Below are 13,705 nucleotides of genomic sequence, written 5' to 3' on the forward strand. Positions count from 1 at the left end.
GCGCTGATCAACCGCACTTCGAATAACCGCATTCGAGGCAGTTGGTGCAACCTTCGACCTTGATCACCGCCGCCGCGCCGCATTGGGAACAGAACGCGCCGGGCGACCGCGTCGGCACCGCCTTCACCGGCTCGTCGAGCGGAAGCGATGGCTGAACCAGCCCCATGTGGCGCTCGATCACCCCGCCGATCGCGGCGAGCAACGAAGGCACGTACTTGCCTTGCACCCACGCGCCGCCACGCGGATCGAACACGGCCTTCAGTTCCTCGGGCACAAACGACACGTCACCGCCGCGCCGGAACACCGCCGATATCATGCGAGTGACCCCGACCGTCCAGGCATAGTGTTCCATGTTCTTGGAGTTGATGAAGATTTCGAACGGCCGTCGTCCCTGCGGCGTATCGACGTCGTTGATGGTGACGTAGACCGCATGCGCGCTGTCGGGCCACTTGAGCTTGTAAGTGTGCCCTTCAAGATCGTCGGAACGCGCCGCGAGGGCGAGTTCCTGCTGTGGCGGGCTTGCCGGGATCGGATCCGTTTCGACCTGCAAGACCGAGCCTGTGATCGCGTTCGGGCGATATGTCGTCAGTCCCTTGCAACCCAAGGCATAGCCATCGACGTAAATGCTGGTGAACTCGTCGAACGTGATATCTTCGGGGCAGTTCACGGTCTTTGAAATGGAGCTGTCCACCAGCGCTTGCGCTTCCGCCTGCATTCTCAGGTGATGCGAAGGCCTGAGTGTCTGCGCGCTGACGAACAGCTCCACCGGCGGCGGCGCCTCTCCCCGCGCCGCCTGCCAAACCTGCAGTCCGTAATCGACCACCGACTCGAAACGCGCGGAGCCGTCCGGCTGCAGGATCCGCCGTTTGTAGGAAAAGGCAAAGACCGGCTCGATGCCCGATGACACGTTGCCCGCCAGCAACGACGTGGTTCCGGTCGGTGCGATCGAAGTGAGGCAACCGTTTCGCAAGCCATGGAGTGCGATCAGGTCACGTACGTCCTGCTCAAGATCGACCAAGTTGGGTCGGTCAAGCATGACCGCATCGTAAAGAGGAAAGGTCCCTTTCTCGGCCGCCAGCAGCGCCGACGCTCGATATGCCTCCCGTTTGATCACCCGTAACCAGTTCCGCGTGAGCGCAAGCGCATCGTCGCTTCCATAACTTGCGCCGCAAAAGAGCAATGCATCGGCCAACCCGGTAATCCCGAGGCCGATCCGCCGCTTCTGCTTCGCTTCCGCGTCCTGCTGGGGAAGTGGGTAGCGCGATATGTCGATCACATTGTCGAGCATTCTCACTGCCGTGCGCGTGAGTTCTCCCAAATCCCACTCGTAAATCCGCGCTTCGTCAGTAAATGGTCGCTCGACCAGCGCGGCGAGGTTGATCGAACCAAGCAAGCAAGCGCCGTACGGCGGTAGCATCTGCTCACCGCAGGGGTTGCTCGCCGATATCGTCTCGCAATGAGCCAAATTGTTTGCCGCGTTGACACGATCGACGAAAATCACCCCGGGTTCGGCGCAATCATATGTCGATCGCATGAGGCGATCCCACAGGTCTTTGGCCGGAACCGTCCGATGCACTTCACCTTCGAACACCAGCGGCCATTCGCCGCCGGCGCGCAGCGCTTCCATGAAAGCGTCGGTGACGAGCACCGAGATATTGAAATTGCGAAACCGCGTCGCATCGCGCTTGGAATCGATGAAATCCTCGATGTCCGGATGATCGATCCGCAGGCAGCCCATCATCGCTCCGCGGCGTTGCCCCGCCGAGTGCACCGTCCGGCACATGGCATCCCAGCAGTCCATGAACGACAATGGACCCGACGCCTGCGCTCCGACACCCTTCACGAAGCTGCCGCTCGGCCGGATGGTCGAAAAGTCCATTCCGACCCCGCCCCCTTGCTGCATCGTGATCGCGGCTTCACGCAGGTGGTCGAAGATGCCCGACAGGCTGTCCGGTATGGTGCCCATCACGAAGCAGTTGAACAGAGTGACGGTGCGACCGGTGCCCGCGCCCGCGATTATCCGCCCTGCGGGAATGAACTTGAAGTCACAGATCGCGTCAAAGAAGCGCTCCTGCCAGGCGTCTCGTACGTCCGCCGGTTCCGCTCGTGCCACTGCGGCAGCGACTCGCCTGGCGGTGTCGGCGTAGTCCTCGTCGCCCTCGCCATCGGCCGCTGCGAAACGGTACTTGGAGCGCCAGATTTCCTCCGCCAACCCGACTTCGAAACCCATCGCCACCTCCGTTTGGTCTTCGGACGGGATACCATGTTCGGGGTGCGCGAGATTGATCTAGCGCAAACCGCGAGCGGCTTACCACACAGGCTCAGGCAGTCTCGCCCAGCCGCGGTTTGATGAGGATGGGGCCATAAGCCGCAAGGAACGTGATGAACGCAGCTATCCAGAAGATTGCCGACCAGCGCATGCCGAGAGTGTAGTCGAGCAAGGCAAACGCAGCGGAGACGCGCAGCACGGCGCCGATCGTGACCAGGGCATACAGAAGAACCGTCGCCGGTGAGGCGCGCAACGGGCGCCCGGTGTGGCCCAGGGTGGAGCGGGTCATCACGGCCAGGATCATCGTCGCCATAGCGCCGGCGGTAAGCGCGTGGATCGCCCCGGACCGCGAGACCAATGGGTCGACCACCGACCAGCCGAGCAATACCAGTCCCACCGGCAGCCACAGGTATCCCACATGCAGAACGAGCACGAGTGGATCGGCGAATGTCCGGAATCCCTTCCAGCGCGCCAGTCGCACAAGTTGCATGGCGCCGGCCAACAGCAGGGCCCATCCTGCAGGCAGGCTGTCGGGTGCGATCCACCAGCACATCAACCCGGCTGCAGTGATACCGATGGTTGCGATGTCGTACTTGCCCGGTTGTCCGGGCAATCCTTGCCGCACCCCTTGCTTGGTGAGCCAGTTTCGCGTGAACGACGGGACGATCCGCCCCCCGATCAGCGAGATCATCACCACGATCAGAGATAAACCTGCTCGCCACCCGAGCCCGTCATCGGCAACAAGGCCCAGTCCAACCGCGTGATCGATGGCATTGGCGCCGCCGAACAGCAGGATCAGCACGACCATCGGCACGTTGCGGTTCTTGGCCGCCAGAACCTCTCGGCCGGCGACCGCAGCCAGCACGAAGTAGAATCCGATATCGAGGAGCGCCGCGCCCCAAGTCCCGATCGAGGCCGACCACAGCACACCAAGCCGCGCCGCCAGCCACAGCAGAAACAAGCCGAGCAGCGGCATCCCCGCGATCGGCAGCCTGCCGGTCCAGTTGGGAATGGCGGTAAGGAGGAACCCTGCGACGATCGCGCCGACGAACCCGAACAACATCTCGTGCCGATGCCAGGCCAAGGGATCGAAAGCGCTGGGTAGGACGATCGCTCCCGCCAGAGAGCAGAGCCAGAGCACCAGCGCGATCATTGCCCATACCGCTCCGCCAAGGAAGAAGGGCCGGAACCCACCGCGCAGGACCGCAGGCGACGCTGCCATTCGAGCGCGCCGAAGAGCCAGCATCTTCTCTCCGCGGGTCTCCATGGTGGTTCCTTTGTCTGGCGGGTTGATCTGGCAAATAGACGCGTTTCTTTTGACTGGCCGATTTGCGCCAAGATTGACGTCCATCAATTTAGGCCGGTTTTTTCCACCGACCGCGATACGCGCGTGCCGCAAAACTCCTTTTTTGCCTCCACGGCGGGCGGGGTGATCTAAGTCAATATTGCCCCGAGACGGTGCTCTACCGTTTCGGCAATCTTCCGCGATGCTCGCCCATGAACCGGTGCGATTTGCCACTCGAGCCGCATTCTCGAGCACGGAAGCCGAGCCCAGTTACGCGGATGCCATTCGCTTATCTTCGGATCACGCAAGGAGCACGTAAAATGAGTGTCGCAACTATCGAGCCGCTTCGGCAGCGCAACGTGGGCGAGATCGCCGTGAACCTGCCGGGCGCAACGGGCGTCTTCCGGCGCTTCGGAATCGATTTCTGCTGCCACGGGGCCGCTCCGCTCGACCAGGCGGCGAAGGCGGCCGGGATCGATGTGGAGATCCTCGAAGAGGCGCTTGAAGCGCTCGACACGACACGGTCGCCGGAGCCGGCACAGGATGTCGGAGCCATTATCGATCACATCGTTAGCCGTTTTCACGAGGTCCACCGTCGCCAACTTCCGGAGCTGATCGCGCTTTCGCGCAAGGTCGAACAGGTCCACGCCGGCAAGACCGGAGTCCCCGCAGGGCTCGCCGACCTGATGCAGCACGCGCTCGGAGAGCTGGAGGTTCACATGCGGAAAGAAGAATTGATCCTCTTCCCGGCCATGCGCCGCGAGGGGGCGAGCCTGCTCGATGGACCGATCACGCAGATGCGCGACGAGCACGTCGAACACGGCGAATTCATCGAGCGCGTGACGCAGATGACCAACGACTTCACTCCTCCCGAAGGCGCCTGCGGCACCTGGCGCGCGCTCTACACCGGCGCCGCGCAGTTCAAGGATGACCTGATCGAGCACATCCACACCGAGAACAACATCCTGTTCCCGCGCTTCGAGGCCGCTGCTGCGGGATGACGAGAGAATGAGGCGAACGGGCGGTTCAGGCCGATGGCGCTGATCGAGTTCGAACATACCCCCAATCCTGACGCCTTGCGGGTGCAGACCGGCCAGATGTTCACCAACGGCCCGGCGCGCGACTTCGATCGCTCGAACTGCGGCGACTACCCGCTTGTCCATGCGCTGCTCGCCATCGATGGGATCGTTCGCGTGATGCTCGGCCGCGACTTCGTGACCGTCGTTCGCAGCGGTCCGGACATCGGGTGGGAAGCGCTGCGACCGGAAATCGCACTGGCGTTGCTGGAAGCGGGCGATTGCGCACCCGCGGCGCCGGTTCAGGTCCGGAAAGCTCCGCTCAGCGAAGTTGAGCAGCACATCGAACAAGTGCTCGACCGCTACGTCAGGCACCTGCTGGCGAAGGACGGGGGAGAAGCGGTGCTTGAGCGGTTCGATACAGCGCAAGGTACCGCATGGGTCAGGATGGGAGGCGCGTGCGGAGGTTGTCCTTCGGGCACGACGACGCTCAAGCGAACGATAGAACAGACAATTGTGCACTGGGTCCCTGAGGTGAAGCGCGTTCAGTCAGTGGCGGATGCAGCCGCGCTCGCGGAAGATCCGAAGGTCCGCTTCCGCCGCTGGGTGCAGGCGAAATGGGGCAAAAGCTGAACCGCTGATCGTATTCTGACCGCAACGACACCGAAATTAACGGGTGCGATGACTATTGCGAGCGCACCCGCCAGCCAATTCAACCCTGAAGCGAACAGCATGATAAATCAGCGCAAAAGGCGAAAGCGGAATTTCGCCGCATGATGCTCATAATCGTGGTCATCGCGATCCTGATGGTGATCGGCGCGTTATTCTGGCTGCACTCGCAGGGAACGCTCACGGTGCACATGGTCGTCGCGAGCATCCTCGGCGTGTTCTTCTCGGTCGTGCTCGGAACGGGTCTCTTCGCACTCGCGTTTTTCAGCGACAAGAGCGGCCACGACACCAACGTCACCAATGCTTCGCGTCGCCACAACGCGAGTGCAGCGCGCGGAGCCGGCGAGACGAGCCACGCGGTCGGCGATGCTTCGAGGAATCATGACAACCGCTGACGCGAGCGGCCAGACCCCAACGGCGCCGGGGTACTGAGGCTGCTTCGGTCATGGCGCACCCTTTGCAGATACGCGCCCACGATTTCCTTGGGTTGGGTGATAAGGCGAGCCGCCGGCCCGCCGCACATGGCGCTGCACCGGCCTGCGCGCAGTTGGCGATCTGGTGATCCTGTTTTGCCTAGGCGGCTGATCAGAGGTCACGAGCGGAGGGGCAGCATTAGAATCGTCCGGTTTGGTGCCCCCATTCTGCGAGGACCACTAACCGACAGGGCCGACCTCAGTGTCGCGTGTTGGTGGAAAGCGCGACCGGGCACGACAGCGTGCGCTGGCATGGCGCGCCAAAACTCGCCAATCAATCACACTCTGAAGGCGGCCGGCCTTCCACGGTCGTCGGCATCCCTTGTCCGCGTCCCAAAGCAGCGACTGGCAGACTCTGAGTCAGCTCAATCGAGCAGCAGGATCGTCAGCAATAAGGATGACGGCTCGATGGCTCGCACTCCGTGCGTCAGGCCTGCGTCGAAGAAGACCCACTCGTGCTCCGCCAGCGACAGGGACTTGTCCGGCAAGTCGATCACGACCTTCTCTTTGAGGCAGAGCAGGGTGAACCGCCCGGAGACAGTGTGGGCGGGCTTTGAGTGAATGGCTGTTCGTGCAAGCCGCGAGCGAGTCGTTCTGCCGCAGTTTCTCGCTTGATCCCAAAACCGTCGTAGGCGCTGAGTTATTCGCTCTAGGAAATGGCTAATGGGATGTTCCCCAGCTCCGCTCGCTGCTCACCGCGACCGCTGCGGGAAATGCCGCCATCGATGCTTACGAGATGGACCTCCATCGTCCGGGCGAGCCGACGCGCTGCCTTATTCCTAATGCGCACGTTCTCGATCACAACGCCGATGAAGTTCCGCGCCTCGTCCTTGCGGTACTCGATGAGAGAGAGGCGAGAAATGCCGCGCGCGCGATGGCCACACTGCTCCGCGAAAAGTAAGTTCTGGTCCAGGAATTGAATCACCGGGTTGCCAACAGCCTTCAGATCATCGCGAGTGTGCTTATGCAGCGTGTTCGCAGCGTGCAGTCGGAAGAAGCGCGAGGCCACCTGGAAGACGCGCACCACCGCGTCATGTCGGTAGCAACCTTGCAGCGACAGCTTGCTAAAAGCGCTTCTGGCGATGTGGCGTTGCGGCCCTACCTTACTGACCTATTCGCCAGTATCGCCGCTTCGATGATCTTCGATCCCGACATGGTGGGCCTCACCGTGGATGCCGACAATAGCGTCATGTCCGCCGATCGGGCGGTCAGCATAGGTCTCACCGTTGCAGAGCTGGTTATTAACTCGCTCAAACACGCCTACCCGGACCTTGGCCGGAAGGGCTCGATCCGGATTGCTTTCGAGACAACGACCGCGGGCTGGATGTTGACTCTAGCCGATGATGGGATTGGCATTCCCGACGATCACGCGAGCGGCAAACCAGGACTGGGAACGGGTATCGTCAATGCGTTGGCAAAGCAGCTTGCGGCTACCGTGGAAGTAACTGATGCCAAGCCTGGCTGCGTGGTAACAGTCATCCACCGCTGATCGTATTGCCTCCGGTGAGGCGCACGGGACGATATCCGAAATCAGATCGAGGACTGAACGGCCGCTTCCGGCATTCGTCGCTTCGAAGCGGACTGGCGGCAAGCGGCCCACTAACTGCCATCGATCTGGTTCTACCTTGCCGCGGTCGACAACGGTGGCAAGGTAGGCCGCATGAGCTCTCTCGACGCAGCACGTTCCTACATCCTGACCTTGTCCTGCCCGGATAGGGTCGGAATTGTCGCGGCCATCAGCGGACACCTGGCCAGGATTGGTGGCTTTATCGTCGATAGCCAACAATATGCGGATCTGGACGCCGGACGTTTCTTCCTGCGCATCGAGTTCAAAGCTGATGGAAAAGCGTTTCCGGGATCGCTGGAAGAGCTTCGTGCCGGGCTCTCCCCGATCGCGAAGCAGCATGAGATGAATTGGGAGCTACTGCCTTCAACTCATCGCCCGAAACTGCTGATTGCCGTGTCGAAGGGTAGCCATTGCCTCAACGACCTCCTCCACCGTTGGCAGACCGGCAACTTGCCCGTCGATATCGTCGGAGTGGTATCGAACCATCCTGACCTTCGCGGTCTCGCCGAATGGCACGGCGTCCCTTTTCACTACCTGCCGGTCAGTGCGGATAAGAAGGACGAGCAGGAGGCAGAGCTACTCTCCATTTTTGCGCGGACTGCCGCCGACTATCTGGTCCTCGCTCGCTACATGCAGGTGCTCTCCAGCGGCATGGCCGATCGCCTTTCTGGAAGGTGCCTAAACATTCACCACAGCTTCTTGCCGAGTTTCAAGGGTGCGCGGCCGTACCACCGCGCCCACGAGCGCGGAGTGAAGCTGATCGGCGCAACTGCTCACTTCGTGACCCGCGATCTTGATGAGGGTCCAATCATCGAGCAGGACGTTGAGCGCGTCGATCATCGTGCGACCGACGAGGACTTGGTGAGGATCGGACGAGACATCGAGGCCCGGGTGCTGGCGCGTGCAGTCCGTTGGACCGCCGAGCGAAGAGTGTTCCTGAATGGCATCAGGACAGTTGTTTCGCTAAGGAGCCAGCGTGAGCTCTCGGTCCGGAGTTAGTCAGATGCGAACCGCCAGCTTTCGACACTAGACTTGGCCCTGCAGGCGCGCGATCCCGCTGTGCGCGCTCGGCGTGTCCCGATGGCTTAGCACAATTCTAGGAGCCCGATTGTGCCGCATGGCTAAGCGGAGGGGGCTGCCTATCGGCGAAGCGAGTCAACTTCGTAATGGCGCTCTTCGCCAACGTAGGATCGCGGTTGAGGTAATAGCTGTCCAGGATGGCTGCGACGTCTTTAAGAGAGTGCCGGGTGATCGTAGCGCTCTCAGGTACCGAACAACCAGCCTGAGCTAGGCGGGTGACGGCTGTCCCACGAAGATCGTGGAAGCTCAGTCCTTCGATCCCAGCCTTCTTGCAGGCCTTGCGCCAGGAGGCCCGAAATCCGCCTTCGGTCCAAGGGGTGCCTCGCTCAGTGCGGAGAATGGTCACTTCTCCCTCACCGCCGGTCAAGGCGTTGGGCTCAGTTGGCTTTGTGTGCTCGAGTACCTTCACGAGCGCAGGCGCGACGGGAATTTCGACGCGCATGCCTGTCTTGCGTTGCCGTAGGCGAATGACGCCATCTCGATAATCGAGCCACCTCAAACGTAGCAAATCACCCTGACGTTGACCGGTCCAAAGCGCGAGCGTTAGAGCTGCGCTGATGTGTGGGGGAGCAACCGCTGTGAATGCAGCCTCTTGTTCGAATGTCCACACTTGCCCAGAGCGGTCGGGACGATACACCCTTCCTCCACGTTCGCACGGATTGACAGTCACCATGCCCCGGTTCTTCGCCCATGAAAGGGTGCGGGCGAGAATGGCGAACGCGTAATCGGCCTGTCGCCGCGACTTCGCGGCCAGCCGATCTCGCCAGCCGTGGATGTCACCCCGGACGCGCCGATCCTCAAGCGCCACCAGCGGCAGATCTCCGAACTCTTTCTCCAGGGCCAGGAGATGCCTCGAGTAGTCCTTCTGAGTACGCGGAGCGAGGGCGCTGAAATCGGGCGACGCACGAAATTGGTCGAAGACGTGTTGAAGCGTGTCAGTGCGAGCGCGGAAGCGGCTTGCCCAAGCTTCCGCATAGCTAGCGTGGAATTCTGGCGATCCGAACTCCCCTTGTAGGCGAGGGCCGCCCTTCCAGGCGTAGAAGTAGGTCCTGAACGAGCCATCGGCCATCCGTTTGCGGATACGATTGAGGCCCTTAAATGGAGCGCGCATCGCGGCGCTCCTTCCATGTGTCGTAGGCGCTCTGCGAGGATGCGGCAGTGGGCGCATGCGACAGGCGGATGCTGCCGTCGCGGCCAACCTCGGTCGCCGTGATCTCCAAGCCTGCACGTTTGACCGCGTCGACGGCGCGAGTGATGTCCGAGGGTCGGAAGCGCGGCTGGCGATGGCGCTTTGATACCTCGTGCTCGGGACCTGACGGGGCAGGGGCTTGCTTCGGTGCCTCGAGGTGATCGAGCGGCGCGAAGTGTGGTCGATAGCGAGAACTGGTCTCCACGTAGCCAATCGCACTGCAGAGCTCGTCGATGTGCTTTTGTATGATTGGGGTAGGGCCGCTGCCAAAAGTTTCCCCGATAGTTTTGGCATCGGGGTAAGTGGAGCGGAAGCGCAGCAGTGCTTCTCGAACACGCGCGGTTACCTGGATCGTTCTCGCCGGCGAGTATTTCGCAAGTGGCCTTGGGATCTCGATCGCATCCTTAAGTCGGCCCTCTTGATCCCACAGATCAGAGAGCTTTAGGCCGGCAATCTCGTGCGCGCGCAGGCTAGCCGAAGTTTTCAGCCAGAGGATCAGTTCGTCTCTGAGAGGCCGCTCACTAGATGCCGCGATATGCTCGAGGGCAGCTTTAACCTGATTGTCGCTGAGGGGGCGGGCCTTGATTTGCCAAGCTGTCATGCAGCAACGCCTTTCAAGACGTGCAAAGCATAGAGACCGGTGCGCAAGGCATCGAACTGGCAAGCTCGATAGTCCTTGCCGAAATCCGGAAGTTTCGTGTGCAACTCTGGATCGTGCTTGCTTAGCCAGTTGCCGACCGCGCTTGAAACCACAGGCGTTACTGAAGCTCGCAGCCCATGTTCGACCAGAAACTCCAGCTTCATCTGGATGGCGCGGACTGAGTATGGCCCTTTCTCGGGGCCCTTACGCAACACCAGATCTCGAATTTGATTGCGCTTAAGAAATTCGTTTAGTGCAGTTCTCATTTCCCCAGCTGGGTTGCAGTCGGTGGCGAGGGTGACTGCTATGGACTTATCGTCATCCACCCGAACGCCAGACTGTCTCCAGACCAAGGTAACGATCACCAGGCGTCCGCGGCTTGCCGCGGCCGCACTTATCCGAACCAGTCCGGGTTGGAGGCGGTTCACCATGGCTCGCCGGCTCACGCTGCCGCCAGTTCGATCCAAGTGGGCGGAGGTCCGTCCGGAAACAGTGAGGCACGATGCTCGAGCACTCGCGCGACAACGAAGGCAGCGGTTTCGATACACCGCTGCTGAACCTTGCGCTCGGGAGCAGTCAGCTCGTCCTGAGGAAGGGGCAGCAGCCAGTTGGCCCGATTTACCCACCCAGTCACTGCACAGGCGTGGACCCGGCTAGTCCCCACGCTGGGAATGAATTCGAGGATTGTTTCGACCTTGACCGCAAGCGGAGCCGCTTTGTGCGGCCCCGTATCTGGGCCTCGACGGATAACGACATGCGGGATCTCCATTCCTTTCGTGAACAGCTCAAGCCAGTGCTCGAACTGCGGATGGGTGACGCGCTCCTCATCGACCGGGAGGGTGAGGCACGCCGTTGGCGCAAGCCGCATCGAGCGTCCTGTCCAGTTGAGCGTAACAAGGCTGAAGATGTTGCCTGAAGTCACGACGGCCGATACGCGAAACGGTTTGGTCACGAGGAGATCATCAGGATAGATAAAACTGATTTTGTTCATATGTTTACCTCCAATGGTTCGATGTGGTTGTTAATCGGATTCCAGATTGCTCGCTGCCAGTCGTTGCCAATCGGTTCTACCTGGTCGTGTGCTACCCAAGCCTGGCTGCCGGACAGATCTTCGTAGCGATACATGAGCTGCTCGCCGCCCCCGATCGCTAGCATCTGCGGCTCGAGCAGCACTCGCTCCACCGTCTGCCCGCGGATCTTTACTGAGACGCGCGAAGATGGCGCGAAGATCAGCTGCTTGCCTTCGCCGACCTGCGGTGGATGATGATGAGGCTCGCTGGCGGTGAGCCGGCTGTGCCACTCTTCGAGCCGCTGGACAGTGCTGGCCGGCAACAGTGCTTCTTCGCCTGCCAACTCGGCGCCGCGCTCGAGTCGTGCGATAATGGCGGCAAAGTCGCTGAAGAGGGGTGAGGACAGGCGCAGGCCGCCCGGAACGGTGTCGAACACGGCAACCGCGTCGTCGACCTTGCGTGCGCCCGTGATCGAATGAAACGCTATTCCACTGTGAGCGGCGCGAAGATCCCCAGGTGAAATCCCGTACTCACGTGTGATCACTTCCTGCAACGCCTCGGCAACCGCCCGCCGAGTTGCCACTTGGCTTTCGGAAGTACCGGCAAACCATGGCGCCTGGATGCGCATGACTACGCCCACGGTCATGAACTCGCGCTGCTTGCGGCGCATGCGCCGGTCCTTTTCGAGGAGCTCGCGGTAAAGCAGTGAAGTGGTCCCGATACGGTAGCCTTCCACTGACTCTACCGCACGGAGTTGCGCCTCCACGAGACAACCTTCTGCGGAGGCCAAGAGGTGGCCGTCGACGACCTCGCCGGCCTCGACCGAAGCGCTGATTTGGAAGCGCGTGAGCGGATGCGTTGGCTCAGCGCGCTTGATCGGCTGCAGCTTGATCGTCTGCTCGTAGCTGGTGTTGAACCAGTCGATGACCCGGTAATGGGCGCCGAGGTGAATGTAGGTCGCACCCGGGTACGCCTCTCGCAGTGCCTTTTCGTGATCGATGGTGCCGATGGTTTCGCCGTTCCGCGCGTTCTTCAGCGCGAACGAGATCGATGGCATCGAGCGCAGGAAGTACGCCAGGTGCGGGTTGTCCCAGCCGGTGTTGGCGATGTCGTCCAGTACGCGCGGCCGTTCCGCGCCCGGTAGTGCCATCTCCAGTGCGCCGGCAAACCCATCGGGCCAGCCGAGCTCCGAGCGTAGTTCTGGTACGCAATCTTCGCTCCCGAGCTCGCGCAGGTAACAGCGCGCTTGCTGAAATTGGATGAACGGATTGCTGAGGTATAATGGGCTCGCCTCTACGGGACCCGTGATAGACTCACGCAGCGAACTACCGAGCCTTGCGAACGCCGCGCTGGGTGCCATGACCGCGAAAACACCCGGTTGAGCACGGCCCACCCGGCCGCAGCGCTGACGAAGCGACTTGCGTGTTGAGGGGATGCCGACGTTGAGACCGTAGGCGAACTGCGGGATATCGATGCCGAGCTCCGACGCGGAGGTCGAGAAGATCGCCTTGAGGTCTTTGGCGCGCAGGCCCCCCTCGATCGATCGACGTTCGGCCGGATTGAAACCGCTACGATAGGGTTTCGCGTCAGTTCGATTCACCCGGCGCGCAATGCGCTCCACCCCTTGTCGGGAATCGGCAAATGCGATGGCCGCCTCGGCAGGTGACATCTTATCGAGGAGAGCGGTCATGATGTCGGCTCCGGCCTTTTCCGAAGCCGCACCAACGTCGGGACCGTCGATGTGCAGCAGCGTCACGCCATGAGCGGGTGCGCCGTTCTGGTCTTCGCCGATCACCTCGAACGATAGACCAGTCAGTGCCGCGAGATGTTCAGCCGGATCGCGAAGCGTGGCGGTTGCCGCGATGACCTGCGGCTCGGGTGTCATAGGGCCGGCGCGCCAGCGGGCATCCCGGAGCCGGCGGAAGAAGAATGCGAAGTGCGATCCAAACACACCGTCAAGAGTGTGCGCCTCGTCAATGACGACGAACTTCAGCGCCTTGAGGAACGCGGCCGCCGCGGGAAGGTGCAACATCCGCATCAACCAGCAGTGGATTACATCGGGCGTCGCCAAGATGATCCGGGCACGCTCAAGCACGCGCTCGCGCTCATACATCGATACCTCGCCAGTGATTTCGCCAACGAGGTTGGGCTCAAGTCCGAGCCGCTCCAACGCGCGCTGCCACCGCGCGAATTGGTCGCCGCCGAGCATCTTCTGCGGATAGAAGACGAGTACCCTGCCATCGCCGTTGACGATTTCCTCGAGCGCGGCGGCCATGAAAACCAGGCTCTTGCCCGATGCTGTCGGCGTGGCGACGACCAGGTTCGATCCCCTCGCAACCACTTCGAGTGCGGAGCTCTGGTTGAAATAGGGCTGGCCACCGCCTACGCATCCTGTGAGCCAACGACCCACACGTCCTTGCGAATATGGTGCAGGGGCAGGCGCATATCTCGCCGCGCGCGGCGGGATATCGACGCGTTCGATCACTTTAGGCTGCGCAGCGGCGAGG

14 protein-coding genes are annotated in these 13,705 nt (G+C 61.6%); 5 read left to right on the top strand and 9 right to left on the bottom strand.

Annotated elements, in window-relative coordinates:
• Positions 1 to 7: 7 nt before the first annotated feature.
• On the bottom strand, positions 8 to 2,230 hold the full coding sequence (locus E0504_RS12490; RefSeq protein WP_131624480.1) for an adenosylcobalamin-dependent ribonucleoside-diphosphate reductase: 2,223 nt from the start codon (positions 2,228 to 2,230) through the stop codon (positions 8 to 10).
• Between the two features lie 91 nt (positions 2,231 to 2,321).
• The gene (locus tag E0504_RS12495; protein WP_207912518.1) at positions 2,322 to 3,536 is read right to left on the bottom strand and encodes an NnrS family protein; all 1,215 of its coding nucleotides are present in this window, start codon (positions 3,534 to 3,536) and stop codon (positions 2,322 to 2,324) included.
• 338 nt (positions 3,537 to 3,874) lie between these two features.
• Here E0504_RS12495 and ytfE point away from each other — a divergent pair, with 338 nt between their 5' ends.
• The 3 genes from ytfE to E0504_RS12510 all read left to right on the top strand — a co-directional run bounded on the left by ytfE (position 3,875) and on the right by E0504_RS12510 (position 5,634).
• Positions 3,875 to 4,555, top strand: coding sequence for an iron-sulfur cluster repair protein YtfE (gene ytfE, locus E0504_RS12500; protein WP_131624482.1), 681 nt, complete (start codon positions 3,875 to 3,877; stop codon positions 4,553 to 4,555).
• Positions 4,556 to 4,588: 33 nt separating this feature from the next.
• Complete coding sequence (locus E0504_RS12505) at positions 4,589 to 5,203, top strand: NifU family protein (protein WP_131624484.1); 615 nt, start codon at positions 4,589 to 4,591, stop codon at positions 5,201 to 5,203.
• 155 nt (positions 5,204 to 5,358) lie between these two features.
• A complete protein-coding gene (locus E0504_RS12510) occupies positions 5,359 to 5,634 on the top strand; it encodes a hypothetical protein (protein WP_207912519.1) in 276 nt (91 codons plus the stop codon).
• 443 nt (positions 5,635 to 6,077) lie between these two features.
• Here the strand turns inward: E0504_RS12510 and E0504_RS53440 are convergent, their stop codons facing one another.
• Both E0504_RS53440 and E0504_RS12515 read right to left on the bottom strand, forming a co-directional pair.
• Entirely contained in the window at positions 6,078 to 6,209 is a 132-nt protein-coding gene (locus E0504_RS53440) for a hypothetical protein (RefSeq protein WP_306769236.1), read from the bottom strand.
• A 152-nt stretch (positions 6,210 to 6,361) separates the two neighbouring features.
• Positions 6,362 to 6,739 (bottom strand): hypothetical protein, encoded by a 378-nt coding sequence (locus E0504_RS12515; RefSeq protein WP_131624486.1) that lies wholly within the window; start codon positions 6,737 to 6,739, stop codon positions 6,362 to 6,364.
• Between E0504_RS12515 and E0504_RS12520 the strand changes: the two genes are divergently transcribed.
• Positions 6,677 to 7,201, top strand: a complete 525-nt coding sequence (locus tag E0504_RS12520; protein ID WP_243657491.1) for a sensor histidine kinase — start codon at positions 6,677 to 6,679, stop codon at positions 7,199 to 7,201. The genes E0504_RS12515 and E0504_RS12520 overlap by 63 nt on opposite strands.
• A gap of 171 nt (positions 7,202 to 7,372) precedes the next feature.
• Positions 7,373 to 8,278 (top strand): formyltetrahydrofolate deformylase, encoded by a 906-nt coding sequence (gene purU, locus E0504_RS12525; protein WP_131624487.1) that lies wholly within the window; start codon positions 7,373 to 7,375, stop codon positions 8,276 to 8,278.
• Positions 8,279 to 8,375: 97 nt separating this feature from the next.
• Here the strand turns inward: purU and E0504_RS12530 are convergent, their stop codons facing one another.
• From E0504_RS12530 to E0504_RS12550, 5 genes are all read right to left on the bottom strand, one after another.
• The gene (locus E0504_RS12530) at positions 8,376 to 9,470 is read right to left on the bottom strand and encodes a tyrosine-type recombinase/integrase (protein WP_131624489.1); all 1,095 of its coding nucleotides are present in this window, start codon (positions 9,468 to 9,470) and stop codon (positions 8,376 to 8,378) included.
• Positions 9,454 to 10,149: a site-specific integrase gene (locus tag E0504_RS12535; RefSeq protein ID WP_131624491.1), complete on the bottom strand. Its 696-nt coding sequence runs from the start codon at positions 10,147 to 10,149 to the stop codon at positions 9,454 to 9,456. Before E0504_RS12535 ends, E0504_RS12530 begins: the two co-directional genes overlap by 17 nt.
• Positions 10,146 to 10,553 (bottom strand): hypothetical protein, encoded by a 408-nt coding sequence (locus E0504_RS12540; protein ID WP_131624493.1) that lies wholly within the window; start codon positions 10,551 to 10,553, stop codon positions 10,146 to 10,148. The genes E0504_RS12535 and E0504_RS12540 overlap by 4 nt, the downstream gene beginning before the upstream one ends.
• Before the next feature lie 77 nt (positions 10,554 to 10,630).
• Positions 10,631 to 11,179, bottom strand: a complete 549-nt coding sequence (locus E0504_RS12545; RefSeq protein WP_131624495.1) for a hypothetical protein — start codon at positions 11,177 to 11,179, stop codon at positions 10,631 to 10,633.
• Positions 11,176 to 13,683: a DEAD/DEAH box helicase gene (locus tag E0504_RS12550; RefSeq protein ID WP_165938498.1), complete on the bottom strand. Its 2,508-nt coding sequence runs from the start codon at positions 13,681 to 13,683 to the stop codon at positions 11,176 to 11,178. Before E0504_RS12550 ends, E0504_RS12545 begins: the two co-directional genes overlap by 4 nt.
• Positions 13,684 to 13,705: the final 22 nt, after the last annotated feature.

This window comes from Parafrankia sp. BMG5.11, from assembly GCF_004337455.1.

What these genes read in the sequence shown, in the direction of transcription:
- E0504_RS12490 (WP_131624480.1), bottom strand. Translation starts at nt 2,230, where the DNA reads ATGGGTTTCGAAGTCGGGTTGGCGGAGGAAATCTGGCGCTCCAAGTAC.
- E0504_RS12495 (WP_207912518.1), bottom strand. Translation starts at nt 3,536, where the DNA reads ATGGAGACCCGCGGAGAGAAGATGCTGGCTCTTCGGCGCGCTCGAATG.
- ytfE (WP_131624482.1), top strand. Translation starts at nt 3,875, where the DNA reads ATGAGTGTCGCAACTATCGAGCCGCTTCGGCAGCGCAACGTGGGCGAG.
- E0504_RS12505 (WP_131624484.1), top strand. Translation starts at nt 4,589, where the DNA reads ATGGCGCTGATCGAGTTCGAACATACCCCCAATCCTGACGCCTTGCGG.
- E0504_RS12520 (WP_243657491.1), top strand. Translation starts at nt 6,677, where the DNA reads ATGCAGCGTGTTCGCAGCGTGCAGTCGGAAGAAGCGCGAGGCCACCTG.
- purU (WP_131624487.1), top strand. Translation starts at nt 7,373, where the DNA reads ATGAGCTCTCTCGACGCAGCACGTTCCTACATCCTGACCTTGTCCTGC.
- E0504_RS12530 (WP_131624489.1), bottom strand. Translation starts at nt 9,470, where the DNA reads ATGCGCGCTCCATTTAAGGGCCTCAATCGTATCCGCAAACGGATGGCC.
- E0504_RS12535 (WP_131624491.1), bottom strand. Translation starts at nt 10,149, where the DNA reads ATGACAGCTTGGCAAATCAAGGCCCGCCCCCTCAGCGACAATCAGGTT.
- E0504_RS12545 (WP_131624495.1), bottom strand. Translation starts at nt 11,179, where the DNA reads ATGAACAAAATCAGTTTTATCTATCCTGATGATCTCCTCGTGACCAAA.